The organism is Variovorax sp. J2P1-31, assembly GCF_030317215.1.
Classification (GTDB): domain Bacteria; phylum Pseudomonadota; class Gammaproteobacteria; order Burkholderiales; family Burkholderiaceae_C; genus Variovorax.
The window spans coordinates 402,102-424,814 of sequence record NZ_JASZYA010000002.1; the positions used below are offsets into that span (position 1 = coordinate 402,102).

Consider the following 22,713-nt stretch of genomic DNA (forward strand, 5'->3'; position numbering starts at 1 on the left):
AGTGGTGCACTTCAAAGCGTTTTCCAGGGGAAAACTTGGCCTTTAGGATGTAATCAAAAAACATTAGATCCACGAAGCTTTTACAGGCTTCGGAATTGAGAAAAAGGACGCAAAAAAGCACGCTTCAATAGCGCCAGCGTGTAACGAAAGGCTGATAATTGTTTCCAGTCGTTATGAATTCAGTCCTTTTTCCCATTGCCATCCGCACGCGTTTCGACCGGTCGAGCGATCGGGCGCAGGGCGGGGGGCGGGGCCACAGATGACGGACGCAGCCACCGCGGCACTGCGCAGGCCCTCGCTGGGCCTGAGCGTCGAAGGGCTGGCCCCGCGTGACGAGCTGCTGCTGAAATCCCTGGTGCGCCTGCTCGATCACCGCACGCAGCACCAATGGAGCTTCCATGCCGCGCGCTGCGACCTGCTGATCGCGGGCGAGGGCCTCGGCGGCCTGGCCGCGGTGTCGGGGGCGGCCGCGGGCGACGGGCCGCCGCCGACCGTCCTGCGGGCCGCTCGCGCCGGATCGGGCGCCCACGAACTGAGCCTGCCCTTGAATCCCGAAGCGCTCGAGCAGGCGCTCAACCGCGCCGGCGCGGCCATCGTCGAAGCCCGCCAGCGCGCCGAGGCGCGGGCGGCGGTACCGATCCTGGACGACGAGCAGGCCTTCCAGCTGACGCGCTGGCCGCCCTCGGAGCTGCTGCGCGGACCGGGCCGGCTGGCGCTGGCGACCCTGCTGGTCAGCCGGCCCTGCACCGTGACGCAACTGCACCTGCGCGGCTGCGCCGAGCGCTCGGTCTGCCTCGCCTTCCTCCACGAGCTGCAGCGCGCTGAGCTGTTGCGCAGCGACGCGCCGCGCGCGGCCGCAGCCACGAGCGCCCCGGCGCCCGTGCCCGCGCTGCCGGGCCTGTTCGCGCGCATCCGCCGCCGCCTCGGCCTGCGGCCGGGCCTCGCCTCATGATCGAACACAAGATCCTTTTTTCCGGAACCATGGGTGCCGGCAAGACCACGGCCATCGCCGCGGTCAGCGAGATCGGTCCCCTGAGCACCGACGTGCGCAACACCGACGCATCGGTGGCCAAGGCCACCACCACCGTCGGCCTCGACTACGGCGAGCTCACGCTGGACAACGGCGAGCGCCTGCGGCTGTACGGCACGCCGGGGCAGTCGCGCTTCGCGTTCATGTGGGACATCCTGGCCCGCGGCGCGCTCGGCCTGGTGATCCTGATCGACAACAGCCGCCCCGATCCGCTGGCCGATCTCGATGTCTACCTCGACGGCTTCGCCGACCTGATCGGGCGTTCGGCCTGCGTGGTGGGCATCGGCCGCACCGAGACCCATGCGTCGCCCGACATCGACGCCCACGGCCGCCACATGGCCGCGCGCGGCGTGGTGTGCCCGGTGCTGCCGGTCGACGTGCGCGAGCGCGCGCAGGTGCTGCAGCTGCTCGACCTCCTTCTTCTCCAGCTCGAATCCCGGTCCCTGTCGGACCTGCGCGCATGAACATCCCTCCCCACATCCATGCGGTCGCCCAGGCCGCCGTCGACAGTCTCATGCGCGAGGTCAAGGGCGTGCGGGCGGTGGTGGTGTCCACCGAGGACGGCTTCGAGGTCACGGGCCGGATCGAGAACACCGCCAAGGTGGCGCAGCTGTCGGCGGTGGCCAGTTCGCTGGCGGCGCTGGGCTCGCTGTCGGGCGAGGAAAGCAACCTCGGCGCCTGCACCAGCGTGACGGTGGAGGCGGCCCACGGCCATGTGGTGATGGTGCAGGCGCGCCATCGCGAGGTGGACCTGATCGTGAGCGTGGTCGCCGGGCGCGACGCGGTCATCGGCCAGGTCCTGTACTTCGCCAAGCAGGCGGCGCGCACGCTGGCGCAGGCCTGAACGCGGCGTCGCGCACACATCGATCGCCGGCGCCCATTTCTCGCCCGGGCGGCGGCTTTTTCAACGGGCGATGAACTCAACGAGGAAATGAAATGGCAACCATCAAGCAATCCATGGAAGACCTGATGACCAGCGACGGCGCCATGTGCGCCGCCCTGGTGGACTCGGACAGCGGGATGATCCTGGGCCAGATCGGCTCGGGCCTCGACCTCGAGGTGGCTGCCGCGGGCAACACCGAAGTCGTGCGTGCCAAGCTCAAGACGATGCGCTCGCTGGGCATCAACGACGCGATCGAGGACATCCTGATCACGCTCGGAAAGCAGTACCACATCCTGCGTCCGATGGTGAAGCAGGAGGGCCTGTTCCTCTACGTGGTGCTCGACAAGGCCAAGTCGAACCTGGCGCTGGCCCGGCGCAAGGTGCTGAGCGTCGAGCAGGACCTGGTGATCTGAAAGGGCGGCCGAAGAACGGCCGCCCGGCCGTTCAGTCCAGCAGGTCGGAGTACTCGCCGCGCTCGTAGCCGCCGACCGGTTGCCAGGGCAGCGTCTTCGGCGCCGGGATGGCCGCGGCGGTCATCACGTTGAGCGAGGTGCCGTGCGCGTTGCGCTGCTCGATCCGGCGCGCATAGCGGCCCGCCACGTCCCAGTCGATGCGCAGCGTGCTCTCGCCCTGCTGCAGCTCGTAGCGCTGCACGCCCTTGCCGGCCGCGCCCAGGTCCTTCATGCGCTTCAGGCTCGCCGGGTCGACCAGCCAGTAGGCGTTGGCCCAGGAGCCGTTGTAGCCGACGTTGCCGTAGTTGGCGGCATCGACCTCGATCAGCTTGCGCTGCTGGCGCAGCACCATCCCCACCTGCACCTTGCCGCCCGCATCGCGCCGCACCCACAGCGGCGCGGCGGTGTTGTCGGCATGGGCGTGGCCGATGTGCACCTTGCCCTCGCGGGCTTCGTGCGCATGGTCCTCGCGCAGCGCCGGCGGCAGCTCGCGCTCGACCCACACCGAATCGGCGCGCCGGAACATCAGGTCGGCGTAGCGGCTCTCGCGCTGCACGCCGTCCTTGCCGATCGTCAGCACGTGGTGGCTGATGCGCAGGTTCTGGTCGGGCGCGGCAGCGTCGCCCGCGGCAATTCCCGCCAATGGAACGACTGCGAGAAAGGCCGCCAGCCCCAGGCCAGGGATGCCGCGGAACCGGCTTTGCCGGGCCGCTGGCATCGCCCCCTGGAAGGGGGTTGGCGAAGCGACACGCAGTGCGCGAAGACTGGGGGTGAGCTTGTTCACAGGCCGGCCGCTTCCCGAACCTTGTTGAACACCTTGGTGTTCTCCACGGTGCCCTTGAACAGCTTCGAGCCCGCGCCGCCCGCGAACAGCATCACGTCGCCGCCGCCGTGGGTTTCCGCGCCGGGCGTGCCGAGGTTGATGCCGACTTCCTGCAGGTAGTTGTCGTCGGTGGTGTCCATCGCGCTCTGGTCGTCGCGCACCGGGCCGCGTGCGGGCGCGATCCAGGGCTTGTTGCCGTCTTCGGCGTTGACCTGGCTCGAAGGCGTGGCGTTGGGACGGCCGCCGTTGCCGAACACCAGCGTGGTGTAGGGCTTGCCGTCCGCGGCCTTGGTCGGCTTGCCGTCGGCATAGCCGTTGACCAGGCCCAGGATCGGGTTGCCGATCTTCGGGTAGCCGTTGAAGGCCATCGCGTGGTCATGGTCGGCCGTGACCACCACCAGCGTGTTCTTCAGGCCCGGGTCCTTCTTGTTCATGATGTCCAGCGCGGTCTGGATGGCCGCGTCGAAGGCCAGCGTGTCTTCCAGCGCGCGCTTGGCGTTGGTGCCGTGCAGCGCGTGGTCGATGCGGCCGCCCTCGACCATCAGGAAGAAGCCCTTGTCGTTCTTGCTCAGCACGCCCAGTGCCTTCTCGGTCATGTCCGAGAGGCTGGGCTGGTCGAGATTCTGCTTCACGCGGTCCAGCTCGTAGGCCATTTCGCTGGGCGAGAACAGGCCCAGCAGCTTGCCCGTGGCGGCCGTGTCGACGGCCTTGAGCTTGGTGCCGGTGTCGACGTAGGCATAGCCCTTGGCCTTCATCGCGGCCACCAGGTCCACGCCGTCGGTGCGCTTGGTGCCGGCGCCGACCAGGTAGTTGCGCTGGCCGCCACCCATCAGCACGTCGATGCCGTCGAGCAGCTTGGGGTTGTAGTTGGCATGGCCCGGCACGCTCTGCTCGGCGATGGTGTTGTAGCCGTTGCGGTTGCAGATGTGGGCGTAGGTGGTGGCCGGCGTGGCATGGCCGACGCGCGTGGTCGACACCGCGCCGACCGCCCGGCCCTTGGCCTTGGCCAGCTCGAGCAGCGTGTCGGCGGCCTTGCCGTTGGTGGGCGGGCAGGTGGTGTTCTCGCCGTCGATGTACTGCTTGCCGGCGCTGTCGACCGCGACGGTGTCGCTCGACATCGAGATCACCTCGTTGCGCATCTTCACGCCCGTCATGTAGGCGGCCATCGAGGGTGCGCTGTCGGTGGTCTGGCCGTCGAGCGAGAAGGTCTTCACGCGGGCCGCATAGGGCAGCGACTGCATCACGAGGTTGGCGCGCTCGGAGCTCGCCAGCGAGCCGGGCTTGGCGGCCAGCTGCTTCTCGCCCTTGTAGATGCGCGCGGCGGTCACGGTGACCGGGCCCATGCCGTCGCCGAGGAAGAAGATCACGTTCTTGGCTTCGCCGGCGGCGTGGGCGCCGAAGGCCAGCGTGCCGGCGGCGGCGCAAACGAGGGCGGCGGCCAGGCGGGTGGTGCGATTGGTGCGGTTCATGGTCGTGTTCATGGTTGTGTTCGTCGGTGCGCGGCGCTTGCCACTCACAGGCCGACCGCCTTCTTGATCAGGCCGAACACGTCGGTGTTGGTGAGGACGCCGGAGAAGTTGTCCGCGCCCAGGCCCTGCGCGCCGAGGAACACGTCGGCACCGCCGTGGGTTTCGGAGTCGCTCGTGGGGTCGGTCGGGACCACGGCTTCCTGGCGGTAGTCCTTGTTCTCCAGGGCCGTGCTGTCGATGGCGCCACGCGTGGCCAGTCGAACCGGGCCATTGCCGAAGCCGATGATGGTGTAGGGGTTGCCTTCGACGTCCTTGCTGGTCTTGCTGGTGTCGACATAGTCCTTGACCAGGCCCAGCACGCCCGGCTTGCCGGTCTCGGTCTTGCCGGTGCGCGCGGCATAGCCGTTGAGCTGCAGCGTGTGGTCGTGGTCGGCCGTGACCACCACCAGCGTGTTCTTCAGCCCCGGGTCGACCGCCTGCATCTTGTCGAGCGCGAGCTTGATGGCGTCGTCGAAGGCGCCGGTGTCGTGCAGCGCGCGGCGCGCGTTGGTGGCGTGCAGCGCATGGTCGATGCGGCCCCCTTCGACCATCAGGAAGAAGCCCTTCTTGCGCGCAGCCAGCGCGTCGATGGCCTTGCCGGTCATCTCGGCCAGGCTCGGTTCCTTGTCGGCGGCGCGGTCCAGGTCGTAGGCCATGTGGCTCTTGGTGAACAGGCCGACGATCTTGGTGCTGCCGTCCACCGGCAGCTTGTCGAAGGCGGCCTTGTCGGCGGCGAAGCTGTACTTGGCGGTCTTGAGCTCGGCGATCAGGTCGCGCTTGTCGGTGCGCTTGCCGCCCGCTTCCTTGGACAGGAAGTAGTCGGTGCCGCCGCCAAAGAGCACGTCGATGCCGTCACCCAGCTTGCCGTTGAAGCCGCTGCCGCCCGGCACCAGCGCCGCGGCGATGGTGTTCTCGGCGTCGCGGTGGCAGACGTGCGAATAGGTCGCGGCGGGCGTGGCGTGGGTGATGCGCGTGGTGGTCACCACGCCGGTGGCGTAGCCCTTGGCCTTGCTCTGTTCGAGCAGCGTCTCGACGGCCTGGCCGTTGGTCGGCGGGCAGGTGCTGTCGAAATTGACGTGGTAGGCCTTGCCCGCGGCATCGGTGGCCTTGGTGTCGGGCGTCATCGAGATGACTTCGTTGTTCATCTTGACGCCGGTCATGTAGGCCGACATCGAGGGGGCGCTGTCGGTGACCTGGGCGTCGTTCGAATAGGTGTGGACGAAGGCCGTCTCGGGCAGCGTGTCCATCGTCAGGTCGCCGTCCTCGCCGACCTTGTAGATGCGCGCGGCGGTCATGGTCGTGATGCCCATGCCGTCGCCCAGGAAGAACAGCACGTTCTTCGGCGTCTGCGCCACGGGCGGCGTCGGCGTCGTCGGCGGCGGTTGCAGCTGCGGGCCCTGGTTGCTGCCGCCGCAGGCGGACAGCAGCAGTGAAACGCCCAGCAGCGCTGGGGCAATGAAGCGTTGGGTCATGCGACTCCCTCGGATGGTTGTTCGGGTGGTGCGCGCGGCGCGCACCTGTTCCGAGGCGGGAATCTAGAGACCGCAGATGACCGGTCCGTGACGAGTCGGATCCCGCACGGAAGTTCACGGCCTGGCGAAAAAGATAGGCGGCGCCGGTCGTCGGCTTGTCATGTGCGGCGTGCAGGCGCATGGCACGGCCTGCGAAAATCGCGGCTTTGAATGCAGCGGCCCGGCCGTTGAAGGAAATGCCCGTGCACACCACCGCCCTCGTCCTGTTCTCCGGCGGCCAGGACTCGACCACCTGCCTGGCCGACGCGCTGGCGAAGTACCAGCGCGTCGAGACCCTGGGCTTCGACTACGGCCAGCGCCACCGCGTGGAACTCGACGTGCGCCGCACGGTGCGCGAGCGCATCGCCGAACGCTTTCCGGACTGGGCGCCGCGCCTGGGCGAGGACCACCTGCTGACGGTCGATGCGCTGTCGCAGCTCGGCGGTTCCTCGCTGACCGAGGAGGTGGCGTTCGCGATGCAGGCCGACGGCCTGCCCAACACCTTCGTGCCCGGGCGCAACCTGCTGTTCCTCGCGCTCGCGGGCGCGCTGGCCTACCGCCGCGGCCTGCAGGTGATCGTCACCGGCGTCTGCGAGACCGACTACTCGGGCTACCCCGACTGCCGCGACGACACCATGAAGGCGATGCAGCTCGCGCTGTCGCTCGGGCTCGACCGCCGGCTGGTGATCGAGACGCCGCTGATGTGGATCGACAAGGCCCAGACCTGGGCCATGGCCCACCGGCTCGGCGGCGATGCGCTGGTCGAGCTGATCGTCGAGGAGACCCACACCTGCTACCAGGGCGACCGCAGCCACCGCCACGCCTGGGGCTACGGCTGCGGCAACTGCCCGGCCTGCGAACTTCGCAAGACCGGCTGGGCGCGCTACGCCGCCGGCTGAACCGTCGTGGTGTTCAGCCGGTAACGCGCGCCGCCGGCGTCGCCGTCCTGCTGCGGCACCAGCGTCCAGCGCTGGTTGTGGAAATCGCCCACGGCCGCGCGGTGCGCGATCGACACCATCGCACCGCCCGCGGCCTTCACCGTGTCCGACAGCCGCTGGTAGAGCACGCCTTCGGCCTGCGCGTCCAGCGCGCTGGTGATCTCGTCGGCGAACAGCCAGGCCGGTTTCTTGAGCAGCACGCGCGCGATGGCCAGCCGCTGCTGTTCGCCGCCCGAGAGCTTCTGGCTCCAGGCGTCGCTGTCGTCGAGGCGCGTGGCGAGGTCGGGCAGCAGGGCGTCGTTCAGGGCCTGCCGCAGCTGGTCGTCGCCGAAGTCGGCGGCCGGGTGGGGGTAGGTCAGCGCGTCGCGCAGCTTGCCGTCGGGCACGTAGGGGCGCTGCGGCATGAAGGCCACGTTGTCGGGCACCTGCATCCGGCCTTTGGAGAAGGGCCAGATGCCGGCGAAGGCGCGGAACAGCGTCGACTTGCCGCTGCCCGACGGGCCCTGCAGCAGCACGCTGTCGCCGGGCTTCACCGCGAGCGCGGCGCCGGCCAGCAGCGGCGTGCCGTTGGGCAGGGCCACCGCGAGATCCTCGGTGTGCAGCACGGCCGCGGGCGTGCGCTGCAGGCCGTCTTCGCGCTCCGCATGGGCGCGCATGCCGTCGTCGAAGCTGGTCAGGCGGTCGGTGGTGGCGCGCCATACGGCCACGCTGTCGTAGTTGTCGACGAACCAGCTGAGCGACTCCTGCACCTTGCCGAAGGCCGAGCTGATCTGCATCAGGTGGCCGAGCTGGAAGGCGCCGCCGAAGTACTGCTGCCCGGCCACCAGGAACGGAAAGATCACCGCCGCCTGCCCGAAGAAGGAGGTGAAGGTGACCAGGTTCTTCTGCTGCTTGATCAGCGCCAGGTAGTTGCGCAGCACCTCGCCGAAGCGCAGCTCGAGCCGCTCGCGCTCGACCGTCTCGCCCTTGTCCAATGCGATGGCCTCGCTGTACTCGCGCACCCGCACCAGGTGGTGGCGGAAGTCGGCCTCGTAGCGCTGCTGCCTGAAGTTCAGCCCGATCAGCGGGCGGCCGATGAAGTGCGTGATGGCGGTGCCGACGATGGAGTAGCCGAGCGCCACCCAGACCATCGCGCCGACGACCTGGTAGGTGGTGCCGTGGAAGCTGAACGAGAAGCTGCCCGACAGCGCCCACAACAGGCCGATGAAGCTCATCAGCGTCACCACCGCGTTCAGCAGGCCCATCGACAGCGTCATCGTGGCGCTGGTGAAGATCTGCATGTCCTCCTGGATGCGCTGGTCGGGGTTGTCCGGCGTGTGGCTGTCCTTGGCCGCATAGCGGGCGAGCTCCAGGTGGTAGAAGGTGCGGTCCGCCATCCAGCGCGACAGGTAGCTGCGCGTCATCCAGGCCCGCCAGCGCAGCTGGAGCAGCTGCGTCACATAGAACTTGAGCACCTGCACCGCGATGTTGGCGAAGGCGATCCAGCCGAAGATGCCCACCTCGTGCCAGAAGACCACCGAGTCCTTGTTCTGCAGCGCATCGTAGAAGCGGCCATACCACTGGTTGCCCAGCACGGCCACATACACGAACAACAGGTTCAGCGCGACGATGCACAGCAGCATCGCGCGGGCGCGCCATTTCTCTTCCGAGCGGAAGTAGGGCGCCGCGAGCGTGAAGACGCGCCGGAGCACCTGGGCAAAGCTGCCGGCACGCGCCGAGATGGATGGAGACATGCGGATTCCCTCGCTGGCGTCGTGCGCCGAACATCGTGAGGCGCCCATGGTAGGGCGCGAATCCTTAGCCGGGGCTGAAAGCGTGCGCCGATGCGCTCGTCCGGGCATTGATGCGGTGACGCCGGCATGACAGGCGAGCGGCCGGAGCGCGCAAGACACCGGTCACGCGCCTGACAAATCTCTGTCACATGGCACTGCGAGCATCGCCGCGTTGACCCGTGTCCGCGTGCTTCGCGCACGTCCCCTCCTTCTTTCCTAGGGACTCCCCACATGCTGCGTCGTTCTTTTCGCTGGGCCCTCGTGCCGGCCGCCCTGCTCTCGATGGCCTTCACCGTGGCCGCGCAGGGCCGCACCGAGCTGCTGGTCTACACCGCGCTCGAAGCCGACCAGGTGCAGGCCTACAAGGCCGCATTCGAGAAGGAGAACCCGGCGATCGAACTGAAGTTCGTGCGCGACTCGACCGGCATCGTCACCGCCAAGCTGCTGGCCGAGAAGGCCAACCCGCAGGCCGACGTGGTCTGGGGCCTGGCCGCCACCTCGCTGATGCTGCTCGACAAGGAAGGCATGCTCCAGCCCTACGCGCCCAAGGGCCTGGACGCCATCAAGCCCACCATGCGCGACCCGGCCAACCCGCCCAAGTGGGTCGGCATGGACGTGTGGTCCTCGGCCATCTGCTTCAACACCGTCGAGGCGCAGAAGAAGAACCTGCCCAAGCCCACCAGCTGGGCGGACCTGACCAACCCGGTCTACAAGGGCCAGGTCACGATGCCCAACCCGGCCGCCTCGGGCACCGGCTACCTGATGGTCTCGGGCTGGATCCAGATGATGGGTGAGGACAAGGCCTGGAAGTACATGGACGCGCTGCACCAGAACATCGGCATCTACAGCCAGTCGGGCAGCAAGCCCTGCCGCCAGGCCGGCGCGGGCGAGTTCGCGCTCGGCATGTCCTTCGAATACCGCGCCAACAAGACCAAGCGCGACGGCGCCCCGATCGACATCGTACTGCCCAAGGAAGGCCTGGGCTGGGACATGGAAGCCACCGGCATCCTCAAGACCAGCAAGAAGCAGGACGCCGCCAAGGCGCTGGCCGACTGGGCCGTGACCAAGCAGGCCAACGAGCTCTACGCGAAGAACTTCGCGGTGCTGGCGCTGCCGGGCGTGCAGGAGAAGCTGGAGTTCGTGCCGGGCGACGTCGAGAAGCTGCTGGCCAAGAACGACTTCACCTGGGCCGCGGCCAACCGCGAGCGCATCCTGACCGAATGGTCGAAGCGCTACGAGTCGAAGTCGGAAAAGAAGCCGGGTTGATGAGAACCCGGATGGCCGGACGCAGAGAGCGCAAAGATCGCGCAGAAGACGCAGAAAAAGCAAATTCAAGAAGAATTCCCTTGTCTTCCTTTGCGTCTTTTGCGAGGCCTCTGCGTCCGGAAGTCCATTGAAATGACCGCTTTCCTTTCCCTGCGCGGCATCGGCAAGTCCTTCGGCGCCACCCGCGTGCTCGACGGCATCGATCTCGACATCGAGCCCGGCGAGTTCGTCTGCCTGCTCGGCCCCTCGGGCTGCGGCAAGACCACGCTGCTGCGCATCGTCTGCGGCATCGAGCGCGCCGACCGCGGCCAGATCCTGCTGGGCGGCCAGGACATCGCGGGCCTGCCGCCCGCGGCGCGCGGCTTCGGCGTGGTGTTCCAGTCGTACGCGCTGTTCCCCAACCTCACGGCCGCGCAGAACATCGCCTACGGCCTGCACCCCACGGGCGCGCTGGCGCGCGAGATGGCCAGGCGTTCGCGCGAGATGCTCGACCTGGTCGGGCTCGCCGCGCATGCCGACAAGTACCCGGTGCAGCTCTCGGGCGGGCAGCAGCAGCGCGTGGCGCTGGCGCGTGCCCTGGCACCCAACCCGCGCCTGCTGCTGCTCGACGAGCCGCTGTCCGCGCTCGACGCGCAGGTGCGCGCCAGCCTGCGCAGCGAGATCCGCGCGCTGCAGAAGCGCCTGGGCATCGTCACCATCATGGTCACGCACGACCAGGAGGAAGCACTGTCGATGGCCGATCGCGTGGTGCTGATGCACAACGGCCGCATCGCGCAGGCCGGCACGCCCGGCGAGCTCTACCGCCAGCCGCGCACCCGCTTCGTCGCGGGCTTCGTGGGCCGGATGAACATGCTGCCCGCGACCGTGCTGGCCGACGGCAAGGTGCGCGTGCGCGACAGCGAACTGTTCTGCGCGCCGGGCGGGCTCGGCGTCGGCGCGCAGGCCACCGTGGGCATCCGGCCCGAGCACGTGGTGGTCTCACGCTTCGGTTCCGAGCTGGGCGTCAACAGCTTCGCGGCCCGCCTGCTCGACACCGAGTTCTTCGGCCACCGCACCTCGGCGCGACTGGCCTGCGAAGCGCTGGGCACCGAGATCGAGGTCGAGCTCCCGGCCGATGCGCGCGGCGATGGCGGCGAGCCGCTGGTGCCCAGCAGCATGGTGCACATCCAGCTTCCCCTGAACGCACTGTCCGTTCTGGCGCATTGAGCATGAGCAGTCTTCCGGACGCCGTCGCCGTACCGCCGGTGGCGATAGCGCGCAGCAGCGCGTTCGATCGCGAACGCTGGATCACGGGCGCGGCCGTTCTGCTGGTCGTGCTCCTGCTGGTCGTGATCGTCGCGCTGCCCGTCGGCGCGCTGGTCGGCCAGAGCTTCTTCGACCGCGCGGGCGCCTTCGTCGGCCTGGCCAACTTCGCGCGCTACCTCGACAACCCCGCGCTGGTGCAGTCGGCCTTCAACAGCCTCTGGCTGGCGGCGATCAGCGCGGTGATCTGCACGGCCATCGCCTATGTCTACGCCTACGGCCTCACGCTGTCGTGCATGCCGGCCAGGGGCCTGCTGCGCGCGGTGGCGCTGGTGCCGCTGCTCGCGCCGTCGCTGCTGCCGGCCATCAGCCTGGTCTACCTGTTCGGCAACCAGGGCCTGTTCAAGGGGCTGCTGGGCGAGGTGTCGATCTACGGGCCGCTGGGCATCGTGCTGGGCTCGGTGTTCTGGACGCTGCCGCATGCGCTGCTGATCCTCACCACCGCCATGGCCACCTCCGACGGCCGGCTCTACGAGGCCGCGCAGACCATGGGTGCCTCACGTTGGCGCATCTTCCGCACGGTCACCTTGCCGGCTTCGCGCTATGGCCTGATCGTGGCCGCGATGGTGGTGTTCGTGCTGGTCATCACCGACTTCGGCGTGCCCAAGGTGGTGGGCGGCCAGACCGGCGTGCTCGCGACCGACATCTACAAGCAGGTGGTGGGCCAGCAGAACTTCCAGATGGGCGCGGTGGTCGGGCTGGTGCTGCTGATCCCGGCGGTGCTGTCCTTCCTGGTCGAGCGCCGCGTGCGCAGCCGGCAGGCCGCGGCGCTGTCGGCGCGCGCCACGCCCTACCAGCCCGAGCCGGTGCGCGCGCGCGACCGCGCGCTGCTGGCCTTCTGCGTGTTCACGGCGCTCGCGATCCTGGTGATGATCGGCATGGCCGTGTTCGCCTCGCTGGCCACCTATTGGCCCTACAAGCTCACGCCCTCGCTGAAGAACTACGACTTCAGCAACATGGACGGCGGCGGCTGGGGCAGCTACTTCAACTCGCTGCGCCTGGCCATGTGCGCGGCGGTGGCGGGCGCGCTGCTCACCTTCGTCTCGGCCTACCTGGTCGAGAAGCCACGCCACTTCGGCCTGCTGCGCGAGCTGCTCAACCTGCTGGCCAACCTGCCGCTGGCGGTGCCGGGGCTGGTGCTGGGCGTGGGCTACATCTTCTTCTTCATCTCGCCGTCGAACCCGCTGCGCGCCATCTACGGCAGCATGACCATCCTGGTGGTGTGCACGGTCGCGCACTTCTTCTCGGTGGCGCACCTGACCTCGCTCACCGCGCTGCGGCAGCTCGACCGCGAGTACGAGTTGGTGTCGGAGTCGATGGGCGTGCCCTTCTGGCGCACGCTGTGGCGGGTGCACCTGCCGGTGGCGCTGCCCACGGTGCTCAACGTGGGCGGCTACTTCTTCGTCAACGCGATGACCACCGTCTCGGCCGTCGTGTTCCTCTATTCGCCGCAGACCACGCTGGCCGCCATCGCCGTGCTCAACATGGACGATGCCGGCGACGTCGCGCCCGCCGCGGCCATGGCCTCGCTGATCATGCTGACCGCGGCCATCGGCCGGGGCGTGTTCGCGCTCGCGGGGCACTGGGCGATCCGACGCACCCAGGCCTGGAGACGCCGCTGATGCCCGACGCCACCCAACACTTCGACCTGATCGTCGTCGGCGCCGGCATCGTCGGCCTGGCCCATGCCTACACCGCGGCGCAGCGCGGCCTCCAGGTCTGCGTGGTCGAGCGCGATGCGGCCGCCGTCGGTGCATCGATCCGCAACTTCGGCTTCATCACCGTCACCGGCCAGGCGCCGGGCGACATGTGGCGGCGGGCGATGCACAGCCGCGCGGTGTGGAACGCGGTCGCACCGCAGGCCGGCATCGACATCGTGCACCGCCACCTCTGGCTGGCGGCCTGTCGGCCGGAGGCGCACGCGGTGCTCGAAGCCTTCCTGCGCACGCCGATGGGCGAAGGCTGCGATCTGCTCGACGCAGACGATGCACAGGCCAGGGCGCCGGCCCTGCGCCTGGCCGATGCGCAGTCGGTGCTGTTCAGCCCGCACGAGCTGCGCGTCGAATCGCGCACCGCCATCGGCCTGCTCACGAAGTGGCTGGCCGAAGCGCATGGCGTCGTGTTCCGCTTCGGCGAAAGCGTGCACGAGGTCGATACGCCGCGGGTGCGCACGTCGCGCGGCACACTGCACGCCGAGCGCGTGGTGGTCTGCACCCACGCCGAACTGCACGGCCTGTTCGCCGATCGCATCGCCGCGCAGGACCTCACGCTGTGCCGCCTGCAGATGTTGCGCGTCCAACCCGAAGCCGGCTTCCGCCTGCCGGGCGCGGTGATGACGGACCTGAGCCTGGTGCGCTACGAGGGCTACAGCACGCTGCCCGAAGCCGCGGCGCTGCGCGCGCGGCTGCAGGACGAAGAGGCGGCGTCGCTGGCGCACGGCATCCACCTGATCGTGGTGCAGAGCGCCGACGGCTCGCTGGTGGTCGGCGATTCGCACCACTACGCCGACGCGCCCGAGCCCTTCGCGATGGAGGCGGTCGACCAGCTCATCCTGCGCCACCTGCGCAGCACGCTGAACCTCGAGGCCGCGCAGGTCACCGAGCGCTGGACCGGCGTCTACCCCTCGTCGAAGACCACACCCTGCGTGATCGATGCGCCCGACGACGCCACGCGCGTGGTGCTGGTCACCAGCGGCAGCGGCGCGAGCACCGGCTTCGGCATCGCGCACGACGTCTTCGAAGCCTGGTAGCCCCGACGGCCGCCCTCAGATGTTGGTGCTCGAGGGAATGCGGCTCGGCAGCAGGTGCTCGTAGGGCCGCGGCCGCGTCGCGTTGCGCTGGCGGATGGTGGCTTCGATGCCGACGAGCGCGCGGCGGAAGCGCTCCAGCGGCCCGCCGGGGCCCGCGATGGCCGGATCGACCAGCACCGGCAGGTGCGGGAAGGCGTTGTCCTTGTACTCGCCGAGCATCCGGTAGTACACGCCCCCGAGGATGTGGAACAGCAGGATCTGCTCCTGTGCCGCGAGCCGCGAGGGCAGCATCTGCGACCAGCTGGCCTCGGTCTGCCCGGTGCGCGTGACGGGGGGCGGCGTGCCGGTCATTCCCGCGCTGAAGGGCGCATAGGTCATCACCGAGTACTGCGGGAAGTTCACGGCCGCGTGCTGTGCGCTGGTGTTGAAGAGGATCGCCGTCAGCACGTCGATCAGCTGGGCGCGCGTGGTGATCGGCCGGAAGCCGTGCACCTTGCCGTGGGTCGCGAGGTCGGTGGCCCAGGCCTTGAGCTCGTAGTCCTGCGTGACATCGCCGTCGCTCAGGTAGTAGGTGCCGACGTAGTCGCCGACCCATTGCGCGATCGCCTTCCACACCAGCAGCGCGTCGTCGCGGTAGGGGTAGTCGGGCAGCGCCGCCGTGTCGTCCACGCCGCGCGCGCGCAGGTCGTTGGGCAGCATCATGCGCTCGTAGAAGTCGTAGGCCAGCCGGTCGCGACCGCACTCGCGCTGCAGCGTCTCGATGGGCGCGCAGAGGATCACGTCGCCCGTGGTCAGCGGCGCCATGATCAGCAGCGTGGCGCCTTCGTTGATGAACATCGCGCCTTCGACGTGCGGCGACAGCAGCCGGCTCAGCGGATGCGCGGTGGGCAGCTGGCGCTGCGTGGCCATCGCGAAGGCCTCGGACATCAGGTGCGTGCGACTCAGGTGCACGAACATCTCGTGGTAGTTGAAGTCGGCCACCTGCACCACGGTCTTGGCCGATTGCCAGGCCCAGTAGGCCTCGGCATTGGCCGTGTCGTCGACGCGCAGGAAGATCGGGTTGCGCGTCGCGTCCTGGCCGCACTGGATCGCGACCGGCACCAGCGAGCGGCCGGCCTTGGGGCGCGCGAACAGCGCGATGGGTGCCGCGGCATAGCCCGTGCCCGTGAGCGGCTTGCTCGTCGGTCCCTGCGGCGCCATGTCGCCCAGGTCCTGGTAGTCGAGCAGGTAGAGCCGGCCCGAGGCCGCGGCATCGGCGAGGCTGTCGCCGGCGCCCATCACCTGGCGGTACTGCGCGTCGCTGAGCGGGAACTTGGCCGGCAGTGCCGAGGCGCGCTGGATCAGCGTCGGGTTCGGTCCGGCGACACGCATGGCGGCGAACAGGTCGTTGTCATGCAGCAGCTGCGAGATCGCGGGCTTTTCGATGGTCACGAACAGCGCGTCGTACTGCGCCACGGTCTTGGGGCCGCCGAGCGCGTTCAGAGGACCTTGCGACAGCAGCTGCTGGTGGATCTGCCGCAGCTGCGTGCCGATGTCGCCAGCCGTGCCCACGAGGCCTGTGAGCACCGCCAGGGCCGTGGCGGGCAGGGTGAGCAGGCCGCCGTTCGCGGCCAGCAGCTGGTCGAAGGCCGCCTGCAGGCTCGCGAGGCGCGTGCGCAGGTTGTCGAGCGCCTGCAAGCTGCCCGGGGCCTGTGCGCTGGTGACGAAGGAGGCCGCGAAGTTGGTCACGGCCTCGAGCGCCTTGGTGAGCGTCTTGAGCTGGTGCTCGAGGGCGGGCAGCTCGCCCGGCGGCACCACCGCGCCCATCGGCACGCCGGCGAGGTTGATGTGCGATTCGGTCCACACATAGGTGGCCTGGCGCCCGGCCAGCTCGAGCCGCCGCGCCGCGGCGCTGAGCGGATCCAGCTTCTGCGGCAGCCGGGGCTGGAGGACCGGGACGGCGGCCGACGCGGTCGATGCCTGCCCTGCGAGCAGGCCGAGGCCCCCCATCGAGGCGGACCATTTGAGAATCTCTCTGCGCTTCATCGTTGAACTCCCTGACGTTGTGATTCCTGGAGCGTTCGAAGAGGTGACAGCCGGATCGAACGCTCGTTCCATTCGGCTGCGGATTCTGTGGAGGGGCCCTGGCCTTGGCAACGCCGGTCTTCGCCTGCCGCGCGAATGCGAGAAAAAATGCCGTTTGGGCGGGGCTTTTCGTCCTGGGGCGAAAGCCGAACGAAAGCCGGGTGGCCGGCTTCAGCGGCCGGCGGTGTGCGGATGCCGTGCGCCTTCGTACAGCGCCCGCGCCAGCGCGCGATGTCGCGCGAGCAGGGGCGCGAGCTCGAGGCCGGTGAAGCGTCCGTCGCGGATGCGCACCTGGCCGTCGATCACGCTCAACGCGGTCGAGGCCGGCGTGCAGAACACGAGGGCTGCCACCGGGTCGTGCCCTGCGCCCGCATGCGCCACGCCGCGCAGGTCGAAGGCCACGAGATCGGCCGACATGCCCGGCGCGAGCGCGCCGATGTCGTCACGGCCCAGCACCTGCGCGCCGCCCAGCGTCGCGATCTCGAGCGCCTCGCGCGCGGTCATCGCGGCCGGGCCGTGGCCCACGCGCTGCAGCAGCAGGGCCTGCCTTGCCTCGCCCAGCATGTGGGCGCCGTCGTTCGAGGCGCTGCCGTCCACGCCCAGGCCCACGGGCACGCCCGCGCGGCGCATCGCACCGACGGGTGCGATGCCCGAGCCGAGCCGCATGTTGGAGCAGGGGCAGTGCGCCACGCCGGTGCCGGTGCGGCCGAACAGCGCGATGCCGGCCGGGTCGAGCTTGACGCAGTGGGCATGCCACACGTCGCGGCCGACCCAGCCCAGGTCCTCGGCGTACTCGGCCGGCGTCATGCCGAACTTCTCGCGCGAGTAGGCGACGTCGTTGTCGTTCTCGGCCAAATGGGTGTGCAGCGACACGCCGCGCGTGCGCGCGAGCACCGCCGACTCGCGCATCAGCTCGCGCGAGACAGAGAAGGGCGAGCAGGGCGCGAGCACGATGCGGCGCATCGAATGGCGCGAGGCGTCGTGCCAGCGGTCGATCAGGCGCTCGCTGTCGGCCAGGATCGCGGCCTCGGTCTCCACCACCGCATCGGGCGGCAGGCCGCCCTGGCTGCGGCCCACGCTCATGCTGCCGCGCGCCGCGTGGAAACGCATGCCCATGGCGTCTGCCGCCTCGATCGAGTCGTCGAGCCGCGCGCCGTTGGGAAAGAGATAGAGGTGGTCGCTGGTGGTGGTGCAGCCCGAGAGCATCAGCTCGGCCATCGCGGTCTGTGTCGACACGCGCACCATCTCCGGCGTGAGGCCGGCCCAGAGCAGGTAGAGGTTGGTGAGCCAGCCGAAGAGCTCGGCGTCCTGCGCGGCCGGCACGGCGCGCGTCAGGCTCTGGTACATGTGATGGTGCGTGTTGACCAGGCCCGGCATCAGCACGTGGCCGTGCAGGTCGATGGCCTCGGCCTGGCCGTTTCGCAACGCCTCCAGGTAGACGGCGGGCAGATCGGCCGTAGGGCCCACCCAGGCCACCGCGGGGCCATCGCACACCACGGCGCCGTCGGCGATTTCGCGCCGCGCGGCGTCCATGGTGACCAGAACGTCGGCATGTCGAAGAATCAGCATGTCGGCATTCTGCCGCCGCTCAGCGTTCGGACAAGCCCATCGCCGGATCGCTCACCGTGTGCTTGCCGGTTTCCACGCGGCCGGCGAAGCGGCGGTAGTAGGCCGGGTCACTGTCGCAGGTGACCGCGAAGTCGTACCACTGGCCGCTGGCCGCGAGCTCCCAGTGCTGGTCCACGCTGGCGCCGCCGGCCACTTCCGCGGTCCAGGGGCCGTCGTTGCGGTAGGCCTTGGGCACGATGGTGAAGCGGCAGGCGGTCTTGCCGTCGTTGCGCATGCTCAGGTAGACGTTGCCGTTGGCGATGTCGTAGCAGACGCGCACCTCGGGGCTCGCGGCGCCGCCCGCGCGCAGCGTGTTGAGGTTGCCCTTGAAGTGGCGATGGAAGCCGTTCGGGCCGAGCACCCAGAGGTCGTAGGCGCCGGCGTTGTCGCTCATCGCGCTCCAGGCGTCGTCGAGCGTCTTGCCGGCTTCGACCATGTAGCGGCGCGGCAGGCGGTCGAGGTTGAGCTTGTCGTAGACATGGAACACCGCGGCGGCCTTGCCGCTGTTGGCGAACAGCAGCTGCACCTTGCCGTTGAGGGCATCGGTCCTCGCGCTTGCGTGCAGCTCGTAGGGCAGCGCGCGCGACGGGCGGGTGCCCGTGGGCTGGCGCGGCAGCTGCGGATCGAGCGGCAGCGGCACCTGGGGCAGCTTGCCCTGGTCGGTGCGCAGCTGGTCGGCCTGGTCCCGGCTCAGGCGGCCGCCGAGCGTCGGCAGCGTTTCGGTGTTGGGCGTGGCGAAGTTGAAGGCGCTCGTGAGGTCGCCGCACACCGCGCGCCGGAAGGGCGAGATGTTCGGCTCCTTGACGCCGAAGCGGGCCTCGATGAAGCGCAGCACCGAGGTGTGGTCGAAGGCCTGCGAGTTGACCCAGCCGCCGCGGCTCCAGGGCGAGATCACGTACATCGGCACGCGCGGGCCGGGGCCGAAGACGCGGCTGTCGGTCGGGGGCTGCGAGCTGCTGCCCGCGGGCGGCGGCTGCGTGAAGTACTCATGCGCCAGGTCGGCATCGGCCAGCGTGGTCTTGCCGGCCGGCTTCTTGTTGGCGTCGAGCGAGGGCGCCGAAGGCGAAGGCACGTGGTCGAAGAAGCCGTCGTTCTCGTCGAAGTTGACCAGCAGCACGGTCTTGCTCCAGACCTCGGGCGCGGCGGTCAGGGCGTCCAGGATCTCCTGGATGAACCAGGCGCCCTGCACCGGGCTGGAGGGTCCTGGATGCTCGCAGTAGGCCGAGGGCGCACTGATCCAGCTCACCTGCGGCAGGCGGCCCGCCAGCACGTCCTTGCGGAAGGCGTCGAGGTACTCCTCGGGCTTGGTGCCGGGCAGGGTGTTGGCGATGCCCTTGTAGAGCGGGTTGCCGGGGTTGTCGCTGGCCGCGTCGTAGGCGTGGTAGGGCACGGCCTGGCCGGGGTTGGAATACGGCGAGCCGGGGCCGCCACCGCTGGAGACCGGGAAGGCCGAGGCGCGGTTGGCGCGACGGAACTGGCGGAAGGCGCCCAGCATGTTGTCGCCCCATTCGTCGGGCATGTTCTGGTAGCAGATCCAGTTCACGCCCGCGTCCTCGAGCCGCTCGGCGTAGGTCTTCCAGGTGTAGCCGGTGTTCACCGCGGACGCGCGGCCGTCCAGCCAGTCCCATTCGTTGTTGACGTAGGCCACGCCCTGCGCGGTCGGGCCGTTGGTGCCCGTGAGGTGGAAGGAGCGGTTGGCATCGGTGCCGGTGTGCATCGCCGCGTGGTAGCTGTCGCACAGCGTGAAGGCGTTGGCCAGCGAGAACTGGAACGGCACTTCGGCTTCCTTGAAGTAGCCCATCGACGCGTCGGTCTTGTAGCGCGGCCATTGCGAGAGGCGGCCGCCGTCCCAGGCGTTCTGGCTGTCGTCCCATTCGTGCGGCGTGCCCTTCACGCGCTGCGCGTTGCCCTTGGACTGGTCGAGGTGGTAGGGCAGCACGAGCCGGCCGTTGCCGTCGGCCTGCTGCCACACGTTGCGCCCGCCGGGCAGCGGCACGGTGAAGCGGTCGCCGAAGCCGCGCACGCCCGGCAGCGTGCCGAAGTAGTTGTCGAAGGAGCGGTTCTCCTGCATCAGGATCACGATGTGCTCGACGTCCTGGATGGTGCCGGTCTTGTTGTTCGCGGGAATGGCGAGCGCGCGGCGGATGCTGGGCGGGAAGGCGCTGAGCGAGAGCGCGGCCAGGCCGGTGGTGGCGGTGCCGGTGAGGAATTTGCGACGGGAGTTCATGGCTTGCTTCTTCGGGTCGTTCATGGCGCGCAGCTCTTCACGGGGGCCACACCGGTGTCGGGCGGCGTGGTGGGTTGCGTCGGTGTCGTGGGCGGGGTGGGCGCCGCGGCGCCGTTGTCGCTGCTGCTGCCGCCGCAGGCCGACAGGGCGCCGGCCAGGACGAGCACGGTCGCGAGACGCGTGCCAAGGGTTGAGATTCGCATGAGAGACCTCTGGGCGTTGTGGTGATCGACAGAGCGATGGCGCGGGCGCGATGGCCCGCGTTTTTGCTCGTGAAGGCGTGGGGAGGTCCGTGGACCGGACCGTCGCCCAAGGCTAGGCAGCGGGCATGACCTCGCGATGAACCTTCCGTGACATCGCGTGCATCGAGATCGCGCCCGAGGCGCCTCGGGGCGTGGAGAACCGCAGGGAAGAACGCGCGACCCGGTGTCGCGCGCGGCGCTCAGGACTCGTTGCTGATGCCGCTGCTCACATGCCCGGCCGGCACATGGCGCGCGGCCGCATCGACGTGGCCGGTCTGGTCGTCGAAGAAGAAGTCGGGCTCGAACTCGCGCAGGAACTCGCCCTTGGGCAGGCCGCCCAGGAACATCGCCTCGTCGACGCGGATGTTCCAGTTCATCAGCGTGCGAATCGCGCGCTCGTGCGCTGGCGCGCTGCGCGCCGTGACCAGCGCGGTGCGGATGCGCATCGAGGCGTTGCCGGCCATCTGCAGGCGATGCAGGGCCATCAGCAGCGGCTTGAACGGCCCCTCGGGCAGGGGCAGCTCGGCCTTGCTCGATTCGTGCAGCTGGAAGGCGTCGAGACCCTCGGCCTGGAACACGCGCTCGGCCTCGTCGCTGAACAGCACCGCATCGCCGTCGAAGGCGATGCGCACCTCGTTGGGAAAGGCGTCGCTGGCCTTGACCGATTCGACCAGCACGCGCGCCGCGGGAAAGCCCGCGTGCAGCGCCTCGCGCACGTCCTGCGCGTTGACCGAGAGGAACAGGTGGGCCCGCAGCGCGCGCAGGTAGCCGAAGGGCGCGCGGCCCTGGGTGAACACGCCGCGCTGCAACGGCAGTCCGGCGGCGGTGCTGGAGCGGAAGATGCGCATGCCCGAGACCGGGTCGTTGCGCGAGAGGATCACCACCTCGACCCGCTGCACGCCGTCGTCGTTGAAGCGCAGCAGTTTGCGGATCAGCGAGTAGGCGATGCCCGGGGCGGCCGGCTGGTCGATGCGCTCGAACTGCAGCCGCATGTAGCCCTCGTTGTCGCCCGACTCGAAGATCCGGTTCTCTTCCTCGAGGTTGAACAGTGCACGCGAGGAGATCGCCACCACCAGCTTGTCGTCGAGGGTGGCGGCCATGGCGTCTACTTCACGAATTGGTTGAGCTGGATGATCGGCATCAGCACCGCCAGCACGATCAGCATCACGACCCCGCCCATGCCCACGATCAGCAGCGGCTCGAGGATGGTGGCCAGGTGCATCGCGCGGCGCTGCACTTCGGCGCCGAGCTGGGTGGCGGCGCGCTGCAGCATCAGCGGCAGCGTGCCGGTCTGCTCGCCCAGCCGCGCGAACATCGAGACGATGCCGGGGAAGCGCTTCTTCTGCGCCAGGGCCGAAGCCAGCGGCGCGCCTTCGCGCACCAGCACCAGCGCGTCGAGCGCGTCGGCGCGCATCGCGCGGTTGCTCAGCGTCTCGGCCGCGGCCTGCAGCGCGCGCAGGATCGGCACGCCGGCGGTCGTCAGCATGGCCAGCGTGCTGGCGAAGCGCGCCGCGTTGTAGCCGCGCGCGAGCTTGCCCACCAGCGGCAGGTTGAGCCAGGCGGCATCGAACTTCTCGCGGAAGGCCGGGCGTGCGAGCGCGGTGCGAATCGCGACGGTGCCGGCCACGATGGCGATCAGCATCGTCCAGCCGTAGTTGCGGACGAAGTCGCTCAGCGCCAGCATCGCCACCGTGAGGAAGGGCAGCGCGCGCTTGGTGCCGGCGAACACGTTGGCCACCTGCGGCACCACGTAGCTGACCAGGAAGATCACGATCACGATCGCCACCAGCGTGACGATGGCCGGATAGAGCGCCGCGCCCACCAGCTTCTGCTGCAGCGCCTGGCGCTGTTCGAGGTCGTCGGCCAGGCGCTCGAGCACCAGGCCCAGGTTGCCGCTGTGCTCGCCCGCGCCGATGACCGCGGTGTAGATCGGCGAGAACTCGCGCGGGTGCTGCGCCAGCGCGCGCGCGAAGGGCGAGCCGGCATTGACCTCGGCCCGCAGCGAGGCCACCAGGTTGCGCTGGTTCTCGCGCTCGGCCTCGTCGGTCAGCGCGGTGAGCGCGCGTTCCAGCGGCAGGCCGGAGGACACCAGGCCCGCGATCTGCCGCGTCCACACGGCCAGCTCGGTGGTGCTGAAGGCCCGCGCGCCGCCGAACAGCCGGCGCCAGCCGCCCGACTCGCGCCGCTGCGCGTTGGCGTTGCCGACGATGGTGACGGCCAGCGGAATCAGCTGCTGCGCGCGCAGCATGCCGCGCGCGTTGCGCGCGGTGTCGGCCTCGATCACCCCCTTGCGGGCATTGCCCTGGGCGTCGATGGCTTCGAAGGAATAGGCCGGCAC

19 protein-coding genes are annotated in these 22,713 nt (G+C 69.4%); 9 read left to right on the forward strand and 10 right to left on the reverse strand.

Going from position 1 to position 22,713, the window contains the following annotated elements:
• Positions 1 to 259 precede the first annotated feature (259 nt).
• The 4 genes from QTI20_RS12985 (at position 260) to QTI20_RS13000 (ending at position 2,326) form a co-directional block, all read left to right on the forward strand.
• Positions 260 to 952, forward strand: a complete 693-nt coding sequence (locus QTI20_RS12985; protein ID WP_286551412.1) for a hypothetical protein — start codon at positions 260 to 262, stop codon at positions 950 to 952.
• Positions 949 to 1,494: a GTP-binding protein gene (locus QTI20_RS12990; RefSeq protein WP_286551414.1), complete on the forward strand. Its 546-nt coding sequence runs from the start codon at positions 949 to 951 to the stop codon at positions 1,492 to 1,494. Before QTI20_RS12985 ends, QTI20_RS12990 begins: the two co-directional genes overlap by 4 nt.
• Entirely contained in the window at positions 1,491 to 1,874 is a 384-nt protein-coding gene (locus QTI20_RS12995; RefSeq protein ID WP_183028926.1) for a roadblock/LC7 domain-containing protein, read from the forward strand. Before QTI20_RS12990 ends, QTI20_RS12995 begins: the two co-directional genes overlap by 4 nt.
• A 92-nt stretch (positions 1,875 to 1,966) precedes the next feature.
• A complete protein-coding gene (locus QTI20_RS13000; protein ID WP_183028925.1) occupies positions 1,967 to 2,326 on the forward strand; it encodes a hypothetical protein in 360 nt (119 codons plus the stop codon).
• Positions 2,327 to 2,357: 31 nt separating this feature from the next.
• Here QTI20_RS13000 and QTI20_RS13005 read toward each other — a convergent pair whose 3' ends face one another.
• The 3 genes from QTI20_RS13005 to QTI20_RS13015 form a co-directional block, all read right to left on the reverse strand.
• Entirely contained in the window at positions 2,358 to 3,008 is a 651-nt protein-coding gene (locus QTI20_RS13005) for a hypothetical protein (RefSeq protein WP_286551421.1), read from the reverse strand.
• A 137-nt stretch (positions 3,009 to 3,145) separates the two neighbouring features.
• Complete coding sequence (locus QTI20_RS13010; RefSeq protein ID WP_286551422.1) at positions 3,146 to 4,669, reverse strand: alkaline phosphatase; 1,524 nt, start codon at positions 4,667 to 4,669, stop codon at positions 3,146 to 3,148.
• Between the two features lie 32 nt (positions 4,670 to 4,701).
• The gene (locus tag QTI20_RS13015) at positions 4,702 to 6,168 is read right to left on the reverse strand and encodes an alkaline phosphatase (protein WP_286551423.1); all 1,467 of its coding nucleotides are present in this window, start codon (positions 6,166 to 6,168) and stop codon (positions 4,702 to 4,704) included.
• A gap of 236 nt (positions 6,169 to 6,404) precedes the next feature.
• On the opposite strand from QTI20_RS13015, the gene queC reads away from it, so the two are divergent.
• Positions 6,405 to 7,106, forward strand: a complete 702-nt coding sequence (gene queC / locus QTI20_RS13020) for a 7-cyano-7-deazaguanine synthase QueC (protein ID WP_286551424.1) — start codon at positions 6,405 to 6,407, stop codon at positions 7,104 to 7,106.
• Here the strand turns inward: queC and QTI20_RS13025 are convergent.
• Complete coding sequence (locus QTI20_RS13025) at positions 7,091 to 8,878, reverse strand: ABC transporter ATP-binding protein/permease (RefSeq protein WP_286551426.1); 1,788 nt, start codon at positions 8,876 to 8,878, stop codon at positions 7,091 to 7,093. The genes queC and QTI20_RS13025 overlap by 16 nt on opposite strands.
• A gap of 270 nt (positions 8,879 to 9,148) precedes the next feature.
• On the opposite strand from QTI20_RS13025, the gene QTI20_RS13030 reads away from it, so the two are divergent.
• From QTI20_RS13030 to QTI20_RS13045, 4 genes are all read left to right on the forward strand, one after another.
• Entirely contained in the window at positions 9,149 to 10,183 is a 1,035-nt protein-coding gene (locus QTI20_RS13030) for a putative 2-aminoethylphosphonate ABC transporter substrate-binding protein (RefSeq protein WP_286551428.1), read from the forward strand.
• A 132-nt stretch (positions 10,184 to 10,315) separates the two neighbouring features.
• Positions 10,316 to 11,389, forward strand: coding sequence for an ABC transporter ATP-binding protein (locus QTI20_RS13035; RefSeq protein WP_286551429.1), 1,074 nt, complete (start codon positions 10,316 to 10,318; stop codon positions 11,387 to 11,389).
• 2 nt (positions 11,390 to 11,391) lie between these two features.
• On the forward strand, positions 11,392 to 13,107 hold the full coding sequence (locus tag QTI20_RS13040) for a putative 2-aminoethylphosphonate ABC transporter permease subunit (protein ID WP_286551431.1): 1,716 nt from the start codon (positions 11,392 to 11,394) through the stop codon (positions 13,105 to 13,107).
• Entirely contained in the window at positions 13,107 to 14,234 is a 1,128-nt protein-coding gene (locus QTI20_RS13045) for a TIGR03364 family FAD-dependent oxidoreductase (RefSeq protein ID WP_286551433.1), read from the forward strand. The genes QTI20_RS13040 and QTI20_RS13045 overlap by 1 nt, the downstream gene beginning before the upstream one ends.
• Positions 14,235 to 14,249: 15 nt before the next feature.
• On the opposite strand, the gene QTI20_RS13050 is transcribed toward QTI20_RS13045, so the two are convergent.
• The 6 genes from QTI20_RS13050 to gspF all read right to left on the reverse strand — a co-directional run bounded on the left by QTI20_RS13050 (position 14,250) and on the right by gspF (position 22,713).
• A complete protein-coding gene (locus tag QTI20_RS13050; protein ID WP_286551434.1) occupies positions 14,250 to 16,259 on the reverse strand; it encodes a lipoxygenase family protein in 2,010 nt (669 codons plus the stop codon).
• Positions 16,260 to 16,469: 210 nt separating this feature from the next.
• Positions 16,470 to 17,867, reverse strand: coding sequence for an 8-oxoguanine deaminase (locus QTI20_RS13055; protein WP_286551436.1), 1,398 nt, complete (start codon positions 17,865 to 17,867; stop codon positions 16,470 to 16,472).
• Positions 17,868 to 17,886: 19 nt separating this feature from the next.
• Positions 17,887 to 20,133 (reverse strand): phosphocholine-specific phospholipase C, encoded by a 2,247-nt coding sequence (locus QTI20_RS13060; protein WP_286551438.1) that lies wholly within the window; start codon positions 20,131 to 20,133, stop codon positions 17,887 to 17,889.
• Positions 20,134 to 20,153: 20 nt separating this feature from the next.
• Positions 20,154 to 20,336: a hypothetical protein gene (locus QTI20_RS13065; RefSeq protein WP_286551439.1), complete on the reverse strand. Its 183-nt coding sequence runs from the start codon at positions 20,334 to 20,336 to the stop codon at positions 20,154 to 20,156.
• 239 nt (positions 20,337 to 20,575) lie between these two features.
• A complete protein-coding gene (locus QTI20_RS13070; protein WP_286551440.1) occupies positions 20,576 to 21,475 on the reverse strand; it encodes a 5'-nucleotidase in 900 nt (299 codons plus the stop codon).
• 5 nt (positions 21,476 to 21,480) lie between these two features.
• Positions 21,481 to 22,713 (reverse strand): type II secretion system inner membrane protein GspF, encoded by a 1,233-nt coding sequence (gene gspF / locus QTI20_RS13075; protein ID WP_286551442.1) that lies wholly within the window; start codon positions 22,711 to 22,713, stop codon positions 21,481 to 21,483.

Coding starts and splice junctions, on each gene's coding strand:
- QTI20_RS12985 (WP_286551412.1), top strand. CDS start 260: ATGACGGACGCAGCCACCGCGGCACTGCGCAGGCCCTCGCTGGGCCTG.
- QTI20_RS12990 (WP_286551414.1), top strand. CDS start 949: ATGATCGAACACAAGATCCTTTTTTCCGGAACCATGGGTGCCGGCAAG.
- QTI20_RS12995 (WP_183028926.1), top strand. CDS start 1,491: ATGAACATCCCTCCCCACATCCATGCGGTCGCCCAGGCCGCCGTCGAC.
- QTI20_RS13000 (WP_183028925.1), top strand. CDS start 1,967: ATGGCAACCATCAAGCAATCCATGGAAGACCTGATGACCAGCGACGGC.
- QTI20_RS13010 (WP_286551422.1), bottom strand. CDS start 4,669: ATGAACACGACCATGAACCGCACCAATCGCACCACCCGCCTGGCCGCC.
- QTI20_RS13015 (WP_286551423.1), bottom strand. CDS start 6,168: ATGACCCAACGCTTCATTGCCCCAGCGCTGCTGGGCGTTTCACTGCTG.
- queC (WP_286551424.1), top strand. CDS start 6,405: ATGCCCGTGCACACCACCGCCCTCGTCCTGTTCTCCGGCGGCCAGGAC.
- QTI20_RS13025 (WP_286551426.1), bottom strand. CDS start 8,878: ATGTCTCCATCCATCTCGGCGCGTGCCGGCAGCTTTGCCCAGGTGCTC.
- QTI20_RS13030 (WP_286551428.1), top strand. CDS start 9,149: ATGCTGCGTCGTTCTTTTCGCTGGGCCCTCGTGCCGGCCGCCCTGCTC.
- QTI20_RS13035 (WP_286551429.1), top strand. CDS start 10,316: ATGACCGCTTTCCTTTCCCTGCGCGGCATCGGCAAGTCCTTCGGCGCC.
- QTI20_RS13040 (WP_286551431.1), top strand. CDS start 11,392: ATGAGCAGTCTTCCGGACGCCGTCGCCGTACCGCCGGTGGCGATAGCG.
- QTI20_RS13045 (WP_286551433.1), top strand. CDS start 13,107: ATGCCCGACGCCACCCAACACTTCGACCTGATCGTCGTCGGCGCCGGC.
- QTI20_RS13050 (WP_286551434.1), bottom strand. CDS start 16,259: ATGAAGCGCAGAGAGATTCTCAAATGGTCCGCCTCGATGGGGGGCCTC.
- QTI20_RS13055 (WP_286551436.1), bottom strand. CDS start 17,867: ATGCTGATTCTTCGACATGCCGACGTTCTGGTCACCATGGACGCCGCG.
- QTI20_RS13060 (WP_286551438.1), bottom strand. CDS start 20,133: ATGAACTCCCGTCGCAAATTCCTCACCGGCACCGCCACCACCGGCCTG.
- QTI20_RS13065 (WP_286551439.1), bottom strand. CDS start 20,336: ATGCGAATCTCAACCCTTGGCACGCGTCTCGCGACCGTGCTCGTCCTG.
- QTI20_RS13070 (WP_286551440.1), bottom strand. CDS start 21,475: ATGGCCGCCACCCTCGACGACAAGCTGGTGGTGGCGATCTCCTCGCGT.